An 18,210-nucleotide genomic window follows, 5' to 3' on the forward strand; every position below is an offset into this window, starting at 1 on the left:
GTCGCCACCAAAAAAGTCAATATTTATGCAATCTCAACACGGTGGTTTGACTCCAGCTGGCGATAAAGCCTCAGGTCCATGAAGTCGCCAGCCCACCTGGGCAGCTCAGCGCCGCGGCGGCAGTGCGGCGCGCAGCCAATTGCTGGGTGCAGCCGGAGCCGCATTGCGGCCCCGGCGAATACCAAGCAGCTTGCATTTGTCGGTGAAGTTCATCCGCGCTGCATGCCCCAGCCCACCGAAAGCTGCCTTTCGCTCGAACGCGGCGACACCGGCCAGCCAATGTCCTTCTGGATCTCAGGCGGCAAGCTATTGAGGATGCGCAGCGACTTGCGCGCTTCACGTGTTTTCTTGAAGGCCGCACCATAGCGGCCGAGGCTTTCGAACATCGACATCTTGATCTCCTTTGGAGCGTTGCGGTGGCCGAAAACTGTTTCTGCCTGCCGTTCGATGCCGGTTAAATGCTCCGCACATGTATCTGGCGGATTTCACGAAAACGCGATTTCGTTTCCAGATCGGCGCGATCTGGAAACATTTGCATACAAATGAAAAATGGAAAGGCTGACAGCCTAGCGGAGGCAAGTCATCCCCGCCCGCGCCGCGCGGCGTGGCCTTCGCGCGAACGGCGCCGCGGGGCGGCGTCGCCGGCAATGCCGTCTTCGCTCACCGTCTTGCGCGGCGGCAGTTTCACCGCCGCCGACAGCTTGGGGAACGGGTCGATCTTGTTCGGGAGCGCCATGGCATAAACGAAATGTTCCTGGAATTTCGGCTCCAGCGCCGTCTCGATCTTCTCGATCCTGCTGACGGTTTCCTCGATCTCGCGGCGATAGCCGCGGTTCAAGAGCGCCATGCGGGCACCGGCGCCGGCCGCATTGCCGACGGCCGAGACCTTGTCGAGGTCGCAATCCGGGATCAGGCCCAGCACCATTGCGTATTTCGGGTCTATGAACGAGCCGAAGGCGCCCGCGAAGTGGATGCGGTCGACGTGATCGGTGTGCTGCTTTTCCATCAAAAGCTTGGTGCCGGCATAAAGCGCCGCCTTGGCAAGCTGGATGGCGCGCACGTCGGTCTGGGTAATGGTGATCTTGGGCTCGCCTTCCTTCAGCACATAGGAGAAGGTGCGGCCATTGGCGACGACGCGAGGCGAGTGGCCGCTCAGCGATCCATCGACGACGCCGTCCTCGGAAATGATGCCGGCGAGGTACATCTCGGCGACCACCTCGATGATGCCGGAGCCGCAAATACCAGTGACGCCGGTCGCCTGCACACTGTCGAGGAAGCCCGGCTCGTCGGACCAGAGTTCCGAGCCGATGACGCGGTATTTCGGCTCCAGCGTTTCGGGATCGATACGGACGCGCTCGATTGCACCCGGTGCGGCGCGCTGGCCACCGGAGATTTCCGCACCCTCGAAGGCTGGGCCGGTTGGCGAGGAGGCCGCCACGACCCGCTGGCGATTGCCGAGCACGATCTCGGCATTGGTACCGACATCGACGATCAGCATCATCTCGTCCTGCCGGTGGGGGCCTTCCGACAGCGTCACTGCAGCCGCATCAGCGCCGACATGGCCGGCAATGCAAGGCAGCATGTAAAGCCTGGCGCCCTGGTTGAGTTTCAAGCCGATATCCGATGCCTTGATGTGCACGGCGCCGGAGACGGCTAGCGCGAAGGGAGCGCCGCCGAGCTCGGTCGGATCGATGCCGAGAAACAGATGATGCATGATCGGATTACCGACGAAAACGGAATCCAGGATATCGTTACGCTGGACGTTGCCTTCGGCGCAGACCTTGTCGACGAGGCCCGAAATGGCCTCGCGCACGGCGACCGTCATGCCTTCGCGGCCGTCCGGGTTCATCATCACGTAAGAGACGCGGCTCATCAGATCCTCGCCGAAGCGGATCTGCGGATTGGAGGTGCCCGATGAGGCGGCGACCCGACCCGACAGCAACGACACCAGATGCATGGCGATCGTGGTCGAGCCGATATCGCAGGCAAGCCCGTACGCCTCGTTCTTCAGGCCAGGCCACAGAGCGATGACCCGCGCGGTCTCGCTGTCGGTGTCCTTGTGGATGGCGGCCGTCGCGGTCCAGTTGCCTTTGCGCAAAATGCCTTGCACCTGCGGCAACAGATGGAAATCGAAATCGAGGCTCTTAAGGCCCCAGTCCTTCATCAGCGCGATCTTCAGACGGTCGAGGTCGCCGAGCGGCTTGTGCATGTCGGGTTCTTCGATCTCGACATAGCACATGCGGATAGCCGCATCGCGGGCGATGACCCTGGTATCGGCGTCCTTGCGGATAGTCTGCGCGTTAATAACGGTGTCCTGCGGCACGTCGACGACGAGATCGCCGAGGATCTGTGCCGAGCAGGACAGGCGGCGCCGCTCGGGGAGCCCGCGAACGCGCTCGTAGCGCTCTTCCTTGGCGCCCTTGGGCGAGAGGTGATCGTTGGAGGAGACGATCTTGTGCTTGGCGAAATTGCCTTCCTGCACCTCGATCTGGCAACGCCCGCAAGTGGCACGCCCGCCGCACACGCTCTCGACGTAGACACCAAGCTGGCGCGCGGCATCCAGAACCGGCGTGCCGACCGGAAACCGCCCGCGCTTGCCCGACGGCATGAACAGCACGAGCGGATCAGTGATGTTGACGGGAGAGTTCATTCGTTTCCAGACTTTACTTTCTACGCTGCTCGGGTCTTGGCCACGGCAGCGATGCCGCTGTGTTTCGGTTCCTCCCCAGTCGTAAACCCATATCGTGTCGGCCAAGCCATGGCTCAACCCCGGGCCATCCGCGCTTCGCGGCCGCCGCGCCTGCGTCCGCCATTGCCATTGCCATCGCCCGGCGCGTTGACCTGCGTCCGGGCGGCAACGGCCTGGCCGCCTTCAGCAGGCTTGTAGTCCTTGTAGGTCCTGATCCAGTTGGTGCAGTTCTCGTCGGTGCCGTTCAGCACGTTGGCGCCGCGCACCGCTTCCATTTCCTGCGGCCGCACCGGGTTCATAATCGCCGAGGTCATGCCGGCGCCGATCACCATCGGGATGAAGGCGGCGTTGATGCCATGACGGTGCGGCAGGCCGAACGAGATGTTGGAGAGGCCGCAGGTGGTGTTGACCTTGAGCTCCTCGCGCAGCCGGCGTAGCAGGGCAAACACTTGGCGGCCGGCATCGCCCAGCGCGCCGATCGGCATGACCAGCGGGTCGACGACCACGTCATGCGCCGGAATGCCGAAGTCGGCACAGCGCTGAACGATCTTCTTGGCGACGGCAAAGCGCACATCGGGGTCCATCGAAATACCGGTCTCGTCGTTAGAAATGGCGACGACCGGAACGTTGTATTTCTTGATCAGCGGCAGGATGGCTTCGAGCTTTTCCTCCTCGCCGGTGACGGAATTGACCAGCGGCCGGCCCTTGGCGACCTTCAGCGCCGCTTCGATCGCGGCGGTCACCGAGGAGTCGATCGACAGCGGCAGATCGACCAGGCCCTGCACGATCTCCAGCGTCTGCACCAGCAGCGCCGGCTCAGTGGCGTTGGGATCGACTGCGGTAACGCCGGCATTGACGTCGAGCATGGTCGCGCCGCAGGCGGCCTGCTCCAGCGCATCCTTGATGACGGTCTCAAAATTGCCGGCGATCATTTCGGCGGCCAGCTTTTTGCGGCCGGTCGGATTGATGCGCTCGCCGATCACGCAGAAGGGCTGATCGAAGCCGATGATGATTTCTCGTGTCGCCGAGGCGACGATGGTGCGGGTCATGAAATCTCTCCATCGTGATATAAAGAGTTCTTTATATCGTTATCTGTTTCTGATCAAGCGAATGCTGACGATTCGCGCTGTCAATGCGCGGTTTTGACCATGTCGACCTGGGTTTCGGTGAGGTCGTCATGCAGTATGTGGTCGAGCCGGTCGGCAACGAGCTGGTCGTCGCGGCGGATTTCGCGCTTCCATGGTCGGCGGCCCTTCAGCACGCCGGATTCGTCGACGATCTCGGCGACGTATTCTTCCTGGCGATAGGCCATCACATGGACGCCGGACACACCGGGAATTTCCTTCACCTCATTGATGATGTCGATGCAGAGCTGCTTGCCTTCCTTCTTCTGATCCTGAGCGCCTTCCAGGCGCTTGACGATCTGATCGGGAATGTGAATGCCCGGCACGTTGGAGCGGATCCATTTGGCCGTCTTGGCCGAGGCCAGCGGCCCGACGCCGCACAGGATGAAGCATTTATCGGTATAACCGAGGTCGCGGACCTTCTGCATGTAGGTACGGAACATCGGCACGTCGAAACAGTACTGGCTCTGCACGAACTGCGCGCCGGCGGCGATCTTCTTGCCAAGCCGATAGGGCCGGAAATCGATCGGCGGCGCGAACGGGTTGATGGCCGCGCCAAGGAAAAGCTGCGGCGGGGTCGTCAATTTGCGGCCGGACAGGAATTTTCCGTTGTCGCGCATGATACGGCAGGTTTCGAGCAGCGACATGCAGTCGAGATCGAACACCGGCTTGGCGCCGGGCTGGTCGCCGGCCTGCACGCCGTCGCCGGTCAGGCAGAGCATATTGGCGACACCCATCGCAGCACCCCCAAGCACGTCGCCCTGGATGGCGATGCGGTTCCGGTCGCGGCAGGCGATCTGCATGATCGGGGCATAGCCCATGCGGGTCAGGAGGGCGCAGATGCCGACCGACGACATGTGGCAGTTGGCGCCGGAAGCGTCGACGGCATTGATGGCGTCGACCCAGCCATCGAAAATCCTGGCGCGGTTGTAGACGTCTTCCGGATCGGCGCTGTCGGGCGGATTGAGCTCGGTCGTCACTGCGAATTCGCCGCGTCTCAATACGCGCTCCAGGCGACCACGTGAGGTGTGGCCGGGCAGGGGATCGAGCGGCAAATGGATGCCGGCCGGATTCTCGTCGGGCTGGCGGCCAATCATGCCGACGCTCCAGTGTTGGTAGTGTTCCGGGCCGCATCGCGGGCGGCCGCCGCCTGCGCGGTGACGCGCAGCCACGCGGAGGTCTCGCGCAACGATTGGTCGACCGGTTTCTGCACGTCAAAAATCTTGTCGCCATGCACCATGTCCCGCGAGCCTTCCCAGGCCTTAACCCAGACGCAGGGCATATCAGGCTCGACCTCGCAATTGCCGTTGGCGCGGACACCGCCACAAGGGCCGTTGCGCAATTGCTTGGGGCAGTTCATCGGGCACGACATGCCGGTCGAGGAAAGGATGCACTGGCCGCACATGCGGCAGTCGAACATGAAACCCTTGACGCGCTTTTCGACGAATTTCACCGGTCCTTCGACGCGGCTGTAGCCGATGCCCTTCCAAAGCGGGTGGAGGAGCAGAAACATGTCGGCGAATTTGGCGTAAAACCATTCGAGCAACCGCGAATGCCGGACCGACCAAAGCCGCACTGCAAACGAACGCTGCACGCGCCGCTGCGGCGACACGTCGGCCGGCTTGTAGTCGGATTTCGGCGCCGCCTTCCTGACGATGGTCGCCTGGGTCAGGCCGGTCTGAGCCGTCGTCACCGGCATTAATTGGGGATCAGACATTTTCTTTGCCGCCCGCCTTGACCAGAGCGACCAGCCGCTCACGGTCGTATTTCGCATCGATTTCCTGAAGAGCCTTCTCGGCCTCGGCTTCAAGATCGTCACCGACTGGGATGGGTTCTGCCTTGCGCCATTCGGCAAGATAGTCGTCGGTGCCGCCGGCGCCGGTGCGCATGGCGCACATGTCGATCGCCTCGGTGAAGCGCAGCGGCAGTTCGCGCTTGGCGTTCTGCCGGCCCTTTTTGACGATGACCTGGGCGGGAATGTCGCGCCAGTAGACGACGATCAGATCGGCCATGAATTCCTGCTCCTGCAGAGCGCCGCGCGTCCAATCGAACGCACAAACGATGCTCTACCACCTAACTTCGCTGCATCGTGCCCTCCGAAGATCGATTCCGATGTTTTGGGCCAATGCAGTGGTTTCGAGCATTGCCGGAAGCGCTGTTGGGCTGCTTGTTATGGGACGACGCGGGGGCCTTCAAAAGCGACGCAATCGACTGCCGCGGTTGAAAGCGGAGTCTTTCAGCACAGGTCAGCCGGCGCGGCCATCGAAGCTGCCGACCAGCTTCCTGTGGAAACGCACGTAACCTCGTTCGGTCGTGCCTAGATGCTCCGCGACGATCTCATGGAAGCGCGGCAGGCGGTGGAAGGGAACGGCCGGATAGGAATGGTGCTCCGAATGGTAAGGCATGTTCCAGGCCACGAAGCGCACCAGCCTGTTGGTGAAGGTGGTGCGGGTGTTCTCGAGCATGTTGGCGACATGCGGGCACAACGCGTGCTCGGCCAGCAGGTAGGCCCGCAAAAACGGCTGTCCTACCAGCACCGGCACGATCCAGACCCACAACAGCAGCGCCGACTGTATGGCGAGAGATGCGGCCAGCAACACCGCATAACCGATCAGGAACAGCCGTGCTTCGGCAACCACCTTGCCGCGACTCTTTTCCGGTACGAAGCCGTCGCGATTGCGGCCAGCCGCATTGGTTGCGACCACGCGGCCCATGGCGATCCAATAGGGGCCGCCCGACAGATAGCGCAGATATTGGCTGACGGTCTCCGGCTTCGGCGCCATCAGTTCGGGGTCGTTTTCCGGGTCGTGCGTATGGCGGTGATGGGCGAAATGGAAATAGCGGAACCATGCCGGCGGCAGCAGGATCAGGAAGCCGGCCATGGCGGCAACAGCGCGATTGAGCCACGCCGTCCTGAACGCCGTTTCATGGATGGTCTCGTGCAACGGCGTGAAGCAGAAGACGATCAGGATTCCCTGCGGCAAGACGAGAAGCGGCCAGAGCGGGATGCGGGCGGCGATCAGCGCGCCCAGCAGAATAACCAGCCCGCCATGGACGGCCAGCCGGACAATGCCTGGCCGGTCAAGCCTGGCGGTGAGGTCGCGACGGTCCTCGACCGAAAGGGCGGCAATGATGGTGCGGTGGTCGATGTCGCTCACGATGCAATGTTAGTGGCAGGTGGGCATCCGGTAAATCGGCGCGTCACCAGACGCCGTTCCTTATCCCGGTCCAGAGATAGGACCAGACCGTCGGGTGATACCATTGTTTCGAAGGCAGGCCGGGCTCGACCGTGCCGAGCTTGCCGGCCAGCGCATCTCTGACCGCCTCGACGCAAATGTCGCGCGAGAACGCCGCCTGCCGCAACGCGTAGCTTGAAATTGTGTCGCCCGGCTGCGGTTTGCCACGCGTCTGCCGCAGCACGCCGCCAGTGTCGACGCCGGCGTCGACGCCGGCGTCGACGAGATGGACGGTGGTGCCGAAGTTCTCAGCGGAGCCTGAAGCCAGCGCCCAGTAGCCGCCGTTCATGCCGCGATATTTCGGGGCGATGCCGGCATGGTAGTTGAGGACCGGGCAAGGGATTTTTGCCAGCGTCTGCAGCGACAGCAAGCGGCACCCCGCGAGCAGCACCACACCCGGCTGGATTTCCGCGATCGCCTGCAGGCATTCCGGCGCGTTGGCCGAAGGGACGTGGATGATCTTTTGCCCAGGCTTCGGTTCGGTTTGCAGCTTCTGCTCGGCGGCAAGCCGCGCCGCATGGCGGGCGAAGAAGCGCTTGCCGAGCCGGGTCAGCATCATCGTGCCGAGTTGACCGATGGCCGAGGCCCAGGCTTGCCGCCGCGCCCGTCCGAGAAGCAATTGCTTTTTGGATTCAGGTGCTTCGAGGATAACACTGACAGGCCCGAGGTGGTCAGCGATGGCGTTGACGATCGCCCAGATATGCGAGCCGCCTTCGGTGACGACGACGATCGGTCGTTGGTTTGGTTTCGACCGTGCCATGGTTCGCGACCTCCGCAAAGACCTGTTCTTTGCGTGCGAATGCTAGGCTGACCGGGTTAACCCTTGGTGATCGGGGCTCAGCGCTTGAGTTCGAGGATGTCGAGCTTCGATTCGTAATAGGGCGCCGGGAACTCGATGCGCCATTCGCTGGCGCTGCTGCGGAAGGCATAGCCGACCTGATCGCTTTCCGGGCCGCTGCCGTAGGGCCTTGCCGGATCGTCGTTGACGTAGAAGGAACCGAGATAGATCGCGCGTTTCTCGCCATCGTCGAAGAAGCGGCCCTTGGTGCGCTGCGAGCCGGTGATCTTTTCCAGTCTCCAGCCGGAACCGTCGTCGCTCACCTTGCATTTGAACCAGCCATAGATGACGAGCGGGCTCAATCCGCCGGCCTTGATGGTGCGGCATTGCCACTTGCCGGTCAGGTCGTTGTCGGAGAAGGAAACCAGCGGCTTTGCCAGCAAGGCGTCGAGCTGCTTGACCTCGGCTGGATCGCCGGCCTTCGCCTCGTCAAGCGCTGCCTTGCGCGTCTCGCCATATTTGTCGAGCCGCGCCTTGTCGGCAGCCGTTATCAACTTCTGCACCTCGCCGTCGGCGAACGCGGGCATGGTCAAGCAGAGGACAGTTGCTGCGGCAAACATGAGGCGAGCGATCATCGGTGGCGTTTCCCTGTTGATGGCTGGAGCAGCCCGTTTTCTTGTCTGGCGCATACCTTAATGTTTCGCCACGTTCTGTCATCCGTGCTTGGGCATCGACAGCGGAAACGAGGTGGAAAGAATGCGGATCTTGCTGACGGGATCGTCGGGCTGGCTAGGCAGCGCCTTGGCACCGCGCCTGCGGGCCCTCGGCCATGACGTCACTGGCCTCGATCCCGTTCCGTCTTCGGAAACTCCAATCGTCGGCTCAGTCGCCGATCGCGACCTGGTCATGCAGGCGGTCGAGGAGAACCGCATCGAGGCCATCATCCACAGCGGCGCGCTGCACAAGCCCGACATCGAACGTTATCGCAACGAGGATTTCGTCGAGACGAATGTGCGCGGCACGCTCAACCTGCTCGATGCGGCCGCTGCATTCGCGGTTCAGCGCTTCGTGTTTACGTCGACGACATCGCTGATGATTTCCGAGGCCATACGCGCCGGTTTCACAGGAGGCGCGCGCAAGGCGGCATGGCTGACGGAAGACATGTCGCCGGAGCCACGCAACATCTATGGCGTCACCAAGCTTGCCGCGGAACATCTTTGTCGCCTTTACCAGCTCCAGTTCGGCCTTCCGTCGATCGTACTGCGCACCGCTCGGTTCTTTCCCGAAGCAGACGATATGGCGCACGTGATCGAACAGTCGGATGCCAACACCAAAGCCAATGAGCTTTTGTTTCGCCGGCTGACGGTGGAGGATGCTGCCGATGCCCATATCGCTGCCTTGGAGAAAGCACCGCAATTGGGCTTCGACATCTTCATCATTTCGGCACCAACACCGTTCCAGCCCGAGGATTGCGCGGCATTGATCGCCGATGCACCATCGGTCGTCGCACGCTATTTTCCGGATTATCCGGCACTCTACGCGAAGAAAGGCTGGACGATTTTTTCGTCGATCGACCGGGTCTACGATGCGTCGCGAGCGAGGGACCGGCTGGGTTTCGTCTGCAAGACGAGCTTTGCCGATGTGCTCGCCGGGCTCGAAGCTGAAGAAGGCCTTGCCTAGAAGTACCGTCAAGCCAGGATTGCAGCGCTGGCCAGTTCCTTCGTCAGGTCACCATAGCCGGTCGAGCGCCGCTCGTAGGCGAGGCCGAGCATTTTCGCCGCCTTTTCGGCGACCTTGTCGAGTTCCGGGTCGTCGGTCTGAGCGATATAGATCAGCTTCTCGTAGTTGCCGAAATAGTCCTTGATCAGCTCCGGGTGCTTGTCCAGGCCGAGCGGCTTCATGAAGAAGGCATCGAATTGCCGGCAGAGGAAATCCGTCATGTAGAACGACATCATGTCATCATCGGCGACCTTCGCATAGGTATCCATGCCCTGGTAGAAAGCAAAGCAATGCGGCCCGGCCATGCGCTCGACGCCATGCTTCTCGCAGATCCGATCGAGCAAGCCACCCGTGCCGCAATCGGCATAGCCGACGAAGATGTGTCTGTAGCCGTCGGTCTTGGCCTTCTCGATAGCCTTGTCCATGGCCGGCGCGATACGGTCCGGATAGAAGTGGAACTCCGCTGGCAGGCAGGTCAGGTCGAGATGGTCGAGCCCAAGCTGCTCCTTGACCGCCAAAACCTCGCGCGCAATCATCCCGCAGGCGATGACGAGCAGCCTGTCGCCCTGATCGGATTGTTGTTTTCGCGCGGTAGTCATGGAACCAGTCTAATCCATCTTCGTTGCTGTCCAGCGAATTTATATGCTGAGGGAGACACCATTCATGAAATTGTTCCGCGTTGCGCCAATCGCTATTCTCGCCTGCGCCTTGGCTGTTTCGGCCTGCGCCAACACGGTGCGCGGCGTCGGTAAGGACATCAAATCCACTGCTAAGGCTGTTGACGATACCGTCAAGAAACCCTGATCCGCACGGCTCTAAACATTTGGGAATAAAAAAGCCGCACTGCAAGGCGCGGCTTTTCTCGTTGGTGCCGGACTTATTGGCTCAGGCCGAAGCGCGGACGTTGTGCTTGCGCTTCATGAAGTCCTTGGCGGTCTCGACTGCCACCGCGGCGTCGCGGCAATAGGCGTCGGCACCGACGGCTTTGCCGAATTCCTCGTTGAGCGGCGCACCGCCGACCAGCACAACATAGTCGTCGCGAATGCCTTTTTCTTTCATCGTATCGATGACGACTTTCATGTAAGGCATGGTCGTCGTCAGCAGCGCCGACATGCCGATGATGTCGGGCTGGTGCTTTTCGATGGCATCGAGATATTTTTCGACCGCATTGTTGATGCCGAGGTCAATGACATCGAAGCCGGCGCCTTCCATCATCATGCCGACCAGGTTCTTGCCGATATCGTGGATGTCGCCCTTGACGGTGCCGATCACCATCTTGCCCTGCTTTGGTGCGCCAGTGGCGACAAGCAGCGGACGCAGGATGAACATGCCGGCCTTCATCGCGTTGGCCGACAGCAGCACTTCGGGAACGAACAGGATGCCATCGCGGAAATCCTCACCGACGATGCGCATGCCTTCGACCAGAGCCTCGGTCAACACCTTGTAAGGCGCCCAGCCGCGCTCGAGAAGGATATTGGTGCCTTCCTCGATTTCTTCCTTCAACCCATCATAAAGATCGTCGTGCATCTGCTGCACCAACTCGTCGTCGGAGAGTTCCGAAAGGATGATCTCGTCGTCGGCCATTTTTTCTCAGGCTCCTTGCCGGCTACAACTATCGCGGCAGCTTAAAAATATCGCGCCAATACCTAACCCGCATGGGCCGGTTGTCCATAGCTGATTTGCGACTTCCCGCAAAACGAAAGCGACCGTAAATCTCTTGGAATTCTTGTCGATTTTGCGACAGGCGTTGGCGCTGGCGGGCCGTTTCGAATAGGGTGCATGGCTACGATCCGGCCGGAGACCGCAATATGCGGCCGCAAACGGATTTCAGGCCGGTACAAGAGCCCGGCCGGAGTAAATCAAGGCCAGAACGACAGCCAGGGAAGAACGATTATGAGTGAGAACGCGCCGGTCGATCAGGAAGCGTCAAACGCGCGGCGCGGACGCGCTGCCAGCGGTGGCGCCGCAGCCCGACGGGCTGCACGTTCGGGCGGCGGCCCCGGCACACAGCTCACCTATATCAAGCGCAAGATCAACGTCTATGAAGTGCTGGACGAGGAAGGGCTGGCGCTGATCGAAAAGAACACCGACACGGTGCTGGAGGAGATCGGCATCATCTTCCGCGACGACGCCGAGGCGCTAAAGCTTTGGAAAGAGGCGGGCGCCGACGTCAAGGGCGAGCGGGTGCATTTCCCCAAGGGCCTCTGCCGCTCGCTGTTGAAGACCGCTCCGTCCGTCTACACCCAGCACGCTCGCAACGGCGAGCGCTCGGTGCAGATCGGCGGCAACGCGACAGTGTTCGCGCCAGTCTATGGACCGCCCTTCGTGCGCGATCTCGACGGCGTCAGGCGCTATGCGACGATCGAGGATTTCCGGAATTTCGTGAAACTCGCCTATATGGCGCCGTCGATCCACCATTCGGGCGGCACGGTTTGCGAGCCGGTCGACGTGCCGGTCAACAAACGGCATCTCGACATGGTCTACAGCCATATCAAATATTCGGACAAGCCGTTCATGGGCTCGGTGACCGCGCCCGAGCGCGCTGAAGACACGGTGGCGATGGCCAAGATCGTGTTTGGTGACGATTTCGTCGAGAACAACACGGTGCTGACCAGCCTGATCAATGCCAACTCGCCGATGGTCTTCGACGAGACCATGCTGGGAGCGCTGAAGGTCTATTCGCGCCACAATCAGGCCTGTATCGTCACGCCGTTCATCCTTGCCGGTGCGATGAGCCCGGTGACGGTCGCCGGCACGCTGACACAGGTTTTGGCCGAGGTTCTGGCCGGGGCGTCGTTCACACAGCTGATCCGGCCGGGTGCGCCGGTGCTGTTCGGCACCTTCGCCTCGTCGATCTCGATGCAGTCGGGCGCGCCGACTTTCGGCACGCCGGAGCCGTCGCTGGTCTCGTATGGCGCCGCACAGCTTGCCCGCAGGCTCGGCCTGCCGTTCCGCACCGGCGGTTCGCTCTGTGCTTCAAAAATCCCCGATGCGCAGGCCGCCTACGAGAGCGCCAACACGCTGAACTCGACGATCCTCGCCGGCACCAATTTCGTGCTGCATTCGGCCGGCTGGCTCGAGGGCGGTCTCGCCTCCTGCTACGAAAAGTTCATGATGGATATCGACCAGCTCGGCATGACGCAGAAGTTCTCCGAAGGCGTCGACCTGTCGGAAAACGGCCAGGCGATGGACGCCATCCGCCAGGTTGGCCCGGGCAGCCATTATCTCGGCTGCGATCACACCCAGGCCAATTTCCAGACGGCATTCTATCGTTCCAACATTGCCGACAACAATTCTTACGAGCAATGGCTGGCCGAAGGCGAAAAAACCGCGCCGCAGCGCGCCAACGAGCTCGCCCGCCGCTGGCTGGAAAGCTACGAGGCGCCGCATCTCGATCCGGGTATCGACGACGGGCTGAAGGATTTCATTGCCAGGAAGAAGGCGTCGATGGCCGACGCCTTCACCTGAAAGGAGCCCGAATCAGGCGGGGCTAAAGTCGCCAACATCATCCACAAGGAAGTCTGGCGGAGCGCCTTCTCCGACCCGGACAAGAAGGGATGATCCTCGAGCGCAGCATGGTCGAAACCATCGCGGCGGCACTTTCCGCACACGGTCTCGTGCTTCGCGGCGGCTTCAATTTTGCAGGCGCTGAGAAGGCGCCTTCCGATCTCTCCGGCACTACCGCCAAATCCGTCCTGCTGGTGGGCCAGGCGGGTGCCGCACCTTGGCCGCACTTCATGCGCTGGCTGGAGAAACAGTCACAGCCGATCGACGATCCGCTCGACAGATGGTCGCGCGAAGTGATCGGCGCGGTGGCCGGAAAATTCGGGGCGCGCGCGGTGTCGCCGTCCGACAGGCCTTATCTGCCATTCCAGCAATGGGCGATGCGTGCGGAGGGGTTGAAGCCGTCACCGCTCGGCATTCTCATGCATCCGCAATATGGGCTCTGGCATGCCTATCGCGGCGCGCTGCTGTTCGAAGACGAAATTGCGCTCCAAGAACCCCGCGACATGATTCACCTTTGCGATACATGTCTGGAAAAACCTTGCCTGAAATCCTGTCCGGTAGAGGCTTATTCTGCGGATGGTTTTGCACATGAAACCTGTCTGGCCCATGTGCGCGGGCAAAACGGCGCGCCCTGCCGGACCGGCGGCTGCCTTGATCGCAACGCCTGTCCTTACGGCACCGACTATCGCTATCCGGCCGAAGTTCAGGCCTTTCACATGGCAGCATTCGCGCGTCTGTAGCGTCGCCGAATGCCGCACGAAATCTTGAAGCAGATCGCCTCACTACAGCTTGCGGCGACGGTCACCGCCGGTATCTATCGCACGTCGGGCCGGTCGGCATTGTCGGCTACTGCATGGGTGGAGCGCGGGCGCTGAACGCAGCGGCCAGCTATCCCGGCCGCATCGTCGCGGCGGCCAGTTTCCACGGCGGCAATCTGGCTGGTGACGCTGCCGACAGTCCGCACCGGCAGGCCGCTTCGCTCAAGGCAAGGGTTTATATCGGTACGGCCGGCACTGATCGCAGCTTTCCGCCCGCGCAAGCCGCGCGGCTGGCCGAAGCGCTGCGCGCGGCCGAGGCAGACCATGTCATCGAGAACTATGCCGGCATGGCGCACGGCTGGTGCGTGCCGGACCACAGCGCCTTCGATGCAGCCGGCGCCGAGCGCCACTGGAAGCGGCTGACGACGCTGTTCGCGGAGACGCTCGGTCAGGGCACGCCAACCGTTACGACGTGACGGCGCGCCAGAAAATTCTTTCCATCGCCCCAAGGAACAGCCATTAGCCTTCGTCCAACAGGCAATGATGGCGATGATGCTGGACGAAAGCGAAGCCTCCGACGCTGAACTGATCGGGCGGGCGAAGGGCGGAGATCGGGGTGCTTTCGGCAAGTTGCTCGAAAGGCACTACGGTTTCGTCTATCGCGCCGCCTATCGCTGGTGCGGGAAAAAGGCCGACGCCGAGGATATCGCCCAGGAAGTCTGCGTCCGGCTTGGCCGGGCGATCCGCGACTATCATGGCAGCGGCGCCTTCACGACATGGCTCTACGCCATGACGCTGAATGCGGCGCGCGACATGATGCGCAAAACCGCCCGCGAGACGGTCAAGACCGATGCCTATGGCGCCTATGTCCTGATTTCGGGGGAAATCTCGGCTGAGCCGGAAGACCCGGCCGAGGCGCTCTGGGCGGCGGTGCGCAAGCTGCCGGACAAGCAGCGCGACGCGGTGCTGCTGGTCTATGGCGAAGGGCTGAGCCATGCAGCCGCCGCCGAGGCGATGGCGATCTCGGAGACGACGGTTTCCTGGCACATCCATGAAGCGAAGAAACGGCTGAAGACGCTGATGCGTTCAGCCGGGGAAGTGTGACCATGGTCGACGACAACGAACTCAACAAATTGCGCGACATCGCGGCACCGGCGCCGGACGCGGACGCAAAGGCGCGTGCCCTCCAGGCCGCGCTGCGCGCCTATGACATGGAAGAAAAAACTTTACCGGCCGCCCAAGGATCGACAAGCGGGCTTCGTCTCACAGAGCGAGCACAAAGGCTCTGGAGCGAAATCATGCAAAAGAAACTCTTCGCCACGCCGGCCATCGCCGGGCTCGTTGCCCTGCCGATCGCCGGATACGCTGCCATGTACATGCTTGGGGAATCCAAATTCAGCGGCCCCGAATTCGGCGGGGACGATAAGATCACCGAGACACTGGCCGACAAGCCGGCGGCCGTCAAACCGCCGGTCGTGGCCGAAGCAGACAAGCAGAAGAAGGCGGACGCCGACAGCGAAAGCCGTAACGCCGGCGAGGCGCTTGTGGCGCCGACATCGCCGCCGAAAGCGGAATCGACCGCAGTCGGCGGGTTGACCCAGCAGGACGTGCTCACCCGCAATGCTCCCGAACCGGCGCAGAGTGGCGAGTTTGTGCTGAATGGCGGCACCAGCACCGCGGCTCCGGCCGTCGATGGCGGCGCGCGGGTCGGACGCATGCCTGGCACGGTTGCCGAGCCCAAGCTGATGGCACAGCAGCCTGCCGCTGCGCCGGCCGACCAGATGCTGCCGCAAGAGGAAAACCGCGATCGCATCGAGAATTTCAAGACCAATCCGGTGCATGCCGCGCTGGAAGATCCGGTCTCGACGTTCTCTATCGATGTCGACACCGCTTCCTATTCCTTCGTGCGGCGCTCGCTGAAGGAAGGTTTTATTCCGCAAGCCGATACGGTGCGCGTCGAGGAGATGGTCAACTACTTCCCCTATGACTGGAAGGGACCGGACTCCGCCTCGGCGCCGTTCAACTCGACCGTCAGCGTCATGCCGACGCCGTGGAACGAGCACACCAAGCTGATGCATGTCGCTATCAAGGGCTTCGACGTGAAGCCGGCCGAGCAGCCCAAGGCCAATCTGGTCTTCCTGATCGATGTGTCGGGCTCGATGAACGAGCAGGACAAGCTGCCGCTCCTGCAGTCGGCCTTCCGACTGCTGGTCAACAAGCTGAGACCTGACGACACCGTCTCGATCGTCACCTATGCGGGCGATGCCGGTATCGTGCTGGAGCCCACCAAGGCTTCGGAAAAGGACAAGATCCTCGCCGCCATAGACAATCTGACATCCGGCGGCTCGACGGCAGGCGAGGCCGGCATCAAGGAAGCCTACAGGCTGGCGCAGAAATCCTTCGTCAAGGACGGCATCAATCGGGTGATGCTCGCCACCGACGGTGATTTCAATGTCGGCCAGACCGACGATGACGATCTGAAGCGGCTGATCGAAAAGGAGCGCAAGACAGGCGTATTCCTGTCTGTGTTCGGCTTCGGCCGCGACAATCTGAACGATCAGATGATGCAGACCATCGCCCAGAACGGCAATGGCACCGCTGCTTATATCGATACGTTGGCGGAGGCCGAGAAGGTACTGGTCGAGGATGCCTCCTCGACACTGTTCACCATCGCCAAGGACGTGAAGATCCAGGTCGAGTTCAACCCGAACAAGATTTCGGAGTACCGGCTGATCGGCTACGAGACCCGCGCCTTGAATCGCGAGGATTTCAACAATGACCGGGTCGACGCCGGCGAGATCGGCTCAGGCCATTCGGTCACAGCGATCTACGAAATCACGCCTAAGGGCAGCGGCGGCGAACAGATTGATCAACTGCGCTATGGCCAGGCCTCGGTGAACAATGGCGGTGTTGCCAATGCCGACGAATATGCCTTCGTCAAGATCCGCTACAAGCTGCCGAACGAGGACACTTCGAAGCTGATCACCACGCCAGTAACGTCAGCCAACGAAGTGGCGTCGTTCGACCAGGCCAGCACCGACCAGCGTTTCTCCGTTGCGGTTGCTGCTTTCGGCCAGAAGCTGCGCGACGAGGATGCGACCGCGAAGTTCGGCTACGACAAGATCATGCAGATTGCCACCGCCGCCAGAGGAGCCGACCCGTTTGGATACCGGTCCGAGTTCCTCTCGCTTGTGCGCCTTGCCTCGGCGCTCGGGGGTAACCGGTAGTGGCAATGACGGCCGGTTTCCTTCAGATGGGATCGTTCTGATAGGGGGAGCCGGCCTACGGGCGGGTGAGGCAGGCCGGCGAGGGAAACCTTGCCGGCCTTTTTTCGCCGCCGCACTGCTTCGCGCGGACCATGTCGCAGACGAAAGCGTCAGGCGCGTCCGCGGCGCCGCTCGCGGCGGGCTTCGCTGGTCTCGGCGACGTTGACCGTAGCCTGCTTGTTGCGCATCGGGCCGATGCGTTCGACGATCTGCTCGACGGTCGGGCGATCCGACTTGGTGTGCGCATCGAGCGCCTTGCGCATGGCGGCAAGGTGCTGGAACGAGGTACCGCAGCAGCCGCCGACGATCTTGGCGCCGGCATCGACGGCGAGGCGCACATAATCGGCCATCAGCTCGGGCGTGCCCGAATAGTAGATCTCGGCACCGCGAAATTCGGGAATGCCGCAATTGCCCTTAACGATCACCGTTGCTTCCGGCTTCGCCTCAGTCATGTCGAGCAGCGAGGCGAGAATGTCGGAGGCGCCGACGCCGCAATTGGCGCCGACAGCGAGCGGCGTCTGCGACAGGCCATCGACGACGCCGTGAATGTCCTTTGGCAGCAACCCCATCATGGTACGCCCGGCGGTGTCGAAGGAACCGGTATAGGTATACGGCAGGCCGACGCGGATGGCGGCTTCGGCGGCGGCGCGGATCTCGTCGGGCGCCGACATGGTCTCGATCCAGGCGACTTCGGCGCCGCCGGCCTTCAGGCCTTCGATCTGTTCGGCAAAGGCCTCGACCGCCTCATCATAGGTCATGGCGCCGAGCGGTACCAGCAACTCGCCGGTCGGGCCGACCGAGCCGGCCACGATCACCTTGCGGCCGGCCTTTTTTGCAACGGCGCTTGCGATCTCGGCGGCGCGCTTGTTCAGCGCATAGACCCGGTCCTGCGCATGGTGCAGCTTGAGCCGATGGCGGGTGCCGCCAAAAGAGTTGGTCAGGATGATGTCGGCGCCGGCATCGACAAAGTTCTGGTGCAGGCTGGTGATGGTGTCGGGAGCGGTCTCGTTCAAGAGCTCGGGAGCCTCGCCGGCCTCAAGGCCCATGGCGAACAGATTGGTGCCGGTGGCGCCATCGGCGAGCAGGACGCCCTTTTCGGCAAGCAGCGCGTCGATCGGATTGGTCATTGTGGA

General features: G+C 62.1%; 18 protein-coding genes and 1 pseudogene. 7 read left to right on the plus strand and 12 right to left on the minus strand.

Annotation, left to right across the window (positions count from 1 at the left end; all coding sequences use genetic code 11):
• Positions 1-209 precede the first annotated feature (209 nt).
• From NMG46_RS13620 to NMG46_RS13660, 9 genes are all read right to left on the minus strand, one after another.
• The gene (locus tag NMG46_RS13620) at positions 210-392 is read right to left on the minus strand and encodes a hypothetical protein (protein WP_023676518.1); all 183 of its coding nucleotides are present in this window, start codon (positions 390-392) and stop codon (positions 210-212) included.
• A 188-nt stretch (positions 393-580) separates the two neighbouring features.
• Positions 581-2,650: an ASKHA domain-containing protein gene (locus tag NMG46_RS13625; protein WP_254818165.1), complete on the minus strand. Its 2,070-nt coding sequence runs from the start codon at positions 2,648-2,650 to the stop codon at positions 581-583.
• Between the two features lie 113 nt (positions 2,651-2,763).
• A complete protein-coding gene (locus tag NMG46_RS13630) occupies positions 2,764-3,738 on the minus strand; it encodes a methyltetrahydrofolate cobalamin methyltransferase (RefSeq protein WP_023676516.1) in 975 nt (324 codons plus the stop codon).
• 80 nt (positions 3,739-3,818) lie between these two features.
• A complete protein-coding gene (locus tag NMG46_RS13635) occupies positions 3,819-4,910 on the minus strand; it encodes a methylenetetrahydrofolate reductase (protein ID WP_254818166.1) in 1,092 nt (363 codons plus the stop codon).
• Entirely contained in the window at positions 4,907-5,530 is a 624-nt protein-coding gene (locus NMG46_RS13640) for a methylenetetrahydrofolate reductase C-terminal domain-containing protein (protein WP_254818167.1), read from the minus strand. Before NMG46_RS13640 ends, NMG46_RS13635 begins: the two co-directional genes overlap by 4 nt.
• Positions 5,523-5,825, minus strand: a complete 303-nt coding sequence (locus tag NMG46_RS13645; RefSeq protein WP_254818168.1) for a virulence factor — start codon at positions 5,823-5,825, stop codon at positions 5,523-5,525. The genes NMG46_RS13640 and NMG46_RS13645 overlap by 8 nt, the downstream gene beginning before the upstream one ends.
• A 234-nt stretch (positions 5,826-6,059) precedes the next feature.
• Complete coding sequence (locus NMG46_RS13650) at positions 6,060-6,971, minus strand: fatty acid desaturase family protein (RefSeq protein ID WP_254818169.1); 912 nt, start codon at positions 6,969-6,971, stop codon at positions 6,060-6,062.
• 43 nt (positions 6,972-7,014) lie between these two features.
• The gene (locus NMG46_RS13655) at positions 7,015-7,809 is read right to left on the minus strand and encodes a formyl transferase (protein WP_254818170.1); all 795 of its coding nucleotides are present in this window, start codon (positions 7,807-7,809) and stop codon (positions 7,015-7,017) included.
• A 77-nt stretch (positions 7,810-7,886) separates the two neighbouring features.
• Positions 7,887-8,462: a DUF4893 domain-containing protein gene (locus tag NMG46_RS13660; protein ID WP_254818171.1), complete on the minus strand. Its 576-nt coding sequence runs from the start codon at positions 8,460-8,462 to the stop codon at positions 7,887-7,889.
• A 121-nt stretch (positions 8,463-8,583) separates the two neighbouring features.
• Here NMG46_RS13660 and NMG46_RS13665 point away from each other — a divergent pair, with 121 nt between their 5' ends.
• Entirely contained in the window at positions 8,584-9,507 is a 924-nt protein-coding gene (locus NMG46_RS13665) for an NAD(P)-dependent oxidoreductase (protein ID WP_254818172.1), read from the plus strand.
• A gap of 8 nt (positions 9,508-9,515) precedes the next feature.
• Here the strand turns inward: NMG46_RS13665 and NMG46_RS13670 are convergent, their stop codons facing one another.
• Complete coding sequence (locus NMG46_RS13670; RefSeq protein ID WP_254818173.1) at positions 9,516-10,145, minus strand: DUF1638 domain-containing protein; 630 nt, start codon at positions 10,143-10,145, stop codon at positions 9,516-9,518.
• Between the two features lie 64 nt (positions 10,146-10,209).
• On the opposite strand from NMG46_RS13670, the gene NMG46_RS13675 reads away from it, so the two are divergent.
• A complete protein-coding gene (locus NMG46_RS13675; protein ID WP_023676507.1) occupies positions 10,210-10,350 on the plus strand; it encodes an entericidin A/B family lipoprotein in 141 nt (46 codons plus the stop codon).
• Between the two features lie 81 nt (positions 10,351-10,431).
• Here NMG46_RS13675 and NMG46_RS13680 read toward each other — a convergent pair whose 3' ends face one another.
• Positions 10,432-11,130: a B12-binding domain-containing protein gene (locus tag NMG46_RS13680; protein WP_023676506.1), complete on the minus strand. Its 699-nt coding sequence runs from the start codon at positions 11,128-11,130 to the stop codon at positions 10,432-10,434.
• A 309-nt stretch (positions 11,131-11,439) separates the two neighbouring features.
• Between NMG46_RS13680 and NMG46_RS13685 the strand changes: the two genes are divergently transcribed.
• The 5 genes and pseudogenes from NMG46_RS13685 (at position 11,440) to NMG46_RS13705 (ending at position 17,038) form a co-directional block, all read left to right on the plus strand.
• The gene (locus NMG46_RS13685; protein WP_254818174.1) at positions 11,440-13,014 is read left to right on the plus strand and encodes a trimethylamine methyltransferase family protein; all 1,575 of its coding nucleotides are present in this window, start codon (positions 11,440-11,442) and stop codon (positions 13,012-13,014) included.
• An 89-nt stretch (positions 13,015-13,103) separates the two neighbouring features.
• The gene (locus NMG46_RS13690) at positions 13,104-13,793 is read left to right on the plus strand and encodes a hypothetical protein (RefSeq protein WP_254818175.1); all 690 of its coding nucleotides are present in this window, start codon (positions 13,104-13,106) and stop codon (positions 13,791-13,793) included.
• 86 nt (positions 13,794-13,879) lie between these two features.
• Positions 13,880-14,287: pseudogene (locus tag NMG46_RS13695) on the plus strand (dienelactone hydrolase family protein); the annotation flags it as partial.
• Between the two features lie 67 nt (positions 14,288-14,354).
• A complete protein-coding gene (locus NMG46_RS13700; protein ID WP_254818176.1) occupies positions 14,355-14,915 on the plus strand; it encodes an RNA polymerase sigma factor in 561 nt (186 codons plus the stop codon).
• Positions 14,916-14,917: 2 nt separating this feature from the next.
• The gene (locus NMG46_RS13705) at positions 14,918-17,038 is read left to right on the plus strand and encodes a VWA domain-containing protein (RefSeq protein WP_254818177.1); all 2,121 of its coding nucleotides are present in this window, start codon (positions 14,918-14,920) and stop codon (positions 17,036-17,038) included.
• A gap of 149 nt (positions 17,039-17,187) precedes the next feature.
• Here NMG46_RS13705 and bmt read toward each other — a convergent pair whose 3' ends face one another.
• The gene (gene bmt / locus NMG46_RS13710; RefSeq protein WP_254818178.1) at positions 17,188-18,204 is read right to left on the minus strand and encodes a betaine--homocysteine S-methyltransferase; all 1,017 of its coding nucleotides are present in this window, start codon (positions 18,202-18,204) and stop codon (positions 17,188-17,190) included.
• Between the last annotated feature and the right edge of the window lie 6 nt (positions 18,205-18,210).

The sequence above is a fragment of the Mesorhizobium sp. LMG 17147 genome, from assembly GCF_024297145.1.
In the GTDB taxonomy this organism is placed as follows: Bacteria; Pseudomonadota; Alphaproteobacteria; order Rhizobiales; family Rhizobiaceae; genus Mesorhizobium.

Coding starts and splice junctions, on each gene's coding strand:
- NMG46_RS13655 (WP_254818170.1), bottom strand. CDS start 7,809: ATGGCACGGTCGAAACCAAACCAACGACCGATCGTCGTCGTCACCGAA.
- NMG46_RS13660 (WP_254818171.1), bottom strand. CDS start 8,462: ATGATCGCTCGCCTCATGTTTGCCGCAGCAACTGTCCTCTGCTTGACC.
- NMG46_RS13665 (WP_254818172.1), top strand. CDS start 8,584: ATGCGGATCTTGCTGACGGGATCGTCGGGCTGGCTAGGCAGCGCCTTG.
- NMG46_RS13635 (WP_254818166.1), bottom strand. CDS start 4,910: ATGATTGGCCGCCAGCCCGACGAGAATCCGGCCGGCATCCATTTGCCG.
- NMG46_RS13680 (WP_023676506.1), bottom strand. CDS start 11,130: ATGGCCGACGACGAGATCATCCTTTCGGAACTCTCCGACGACGAGTTG.
- NMG46_RS13640 (WP_254818167.1), bottom strand. CDS start 5,530: ATGTCTGATCCCCAATTAATGCCGGTGACGACGGCTCAGACCGGCCTG.
- NMG46_RS13620 (WP_023676518.1), bottom strand. CDS start 392: ATGTCGATGTTCGAAAGCCTCGGCCGCTATGGTGCGGCCTTCAAGAAA.
- NMG46_RS13675 (WP_023676507.1), top strand. CDS start 10,210: ATGAAATTGTTCCGCGTTGCGCCAATCGCTATTCTCGCCTGCGCCTTG.
- NMG46_RS13700 (WP_254818176.1), top strand. CDS start 14,355: ATGGCGATGATGCTGGACGAAAGCGAAGCCTCCGACGCTGAACTGATC.
- NMG46_RS13670 (WP_254818173.1), bottom strand. CDS start 10,145: ATGACTACCGCGCGAAAACAACAATCCGATCAGGGCGACAGGCTGCTC.
- NMG46_RS13645 (WP_254818168.1), bottom strand. CDS start 5,825: ATGGCCGATCTGATCGTCGTCTACTGGCGCGACATTCCCGCCCAGGTC.
- NMG46_RS13685 (WP_254818174.1), top strand. CDS start 11,440: ATGAGTGAGAACGCGCCGGTCGATCAGGAAGCGTCAAACGCGCGGCGC.
- NMG46_RS13705 (WP_254818177.1), top strand. CDS start 14,918: ATGGTCGACGACAACGAACTCAACAAATTGCGCGACATCGCGGCACCG.
- NMG46_RS13690 (WP_254818175.1), top strand. CDS start 13,104: ATGATCCTCGAGCGCAGCATGGTCGAAACCATCGCGGCGGCACTTTCC.
- NMG46_RS13630 (WP_023676516.1), bottom strand. CDS start 3,738: ATGACCCGCACCATCGTCGCCTCGGCGACACGAGAAATCATCATCGGC.
- bmt (WP_254818178.1), bottom strand. CDS start 18,204: ATGACCAATCCGATCGACGCGCTGCTTGCCGAAAAGGGCGTCCTGCTC.
- NMG46_RS13625 (WP_254818165.1), bottom strand. CDS start 2,650: ATGAACTCTCCCGTCAACATCACTGATCCGCTCGTGCTGTTCATGCCG.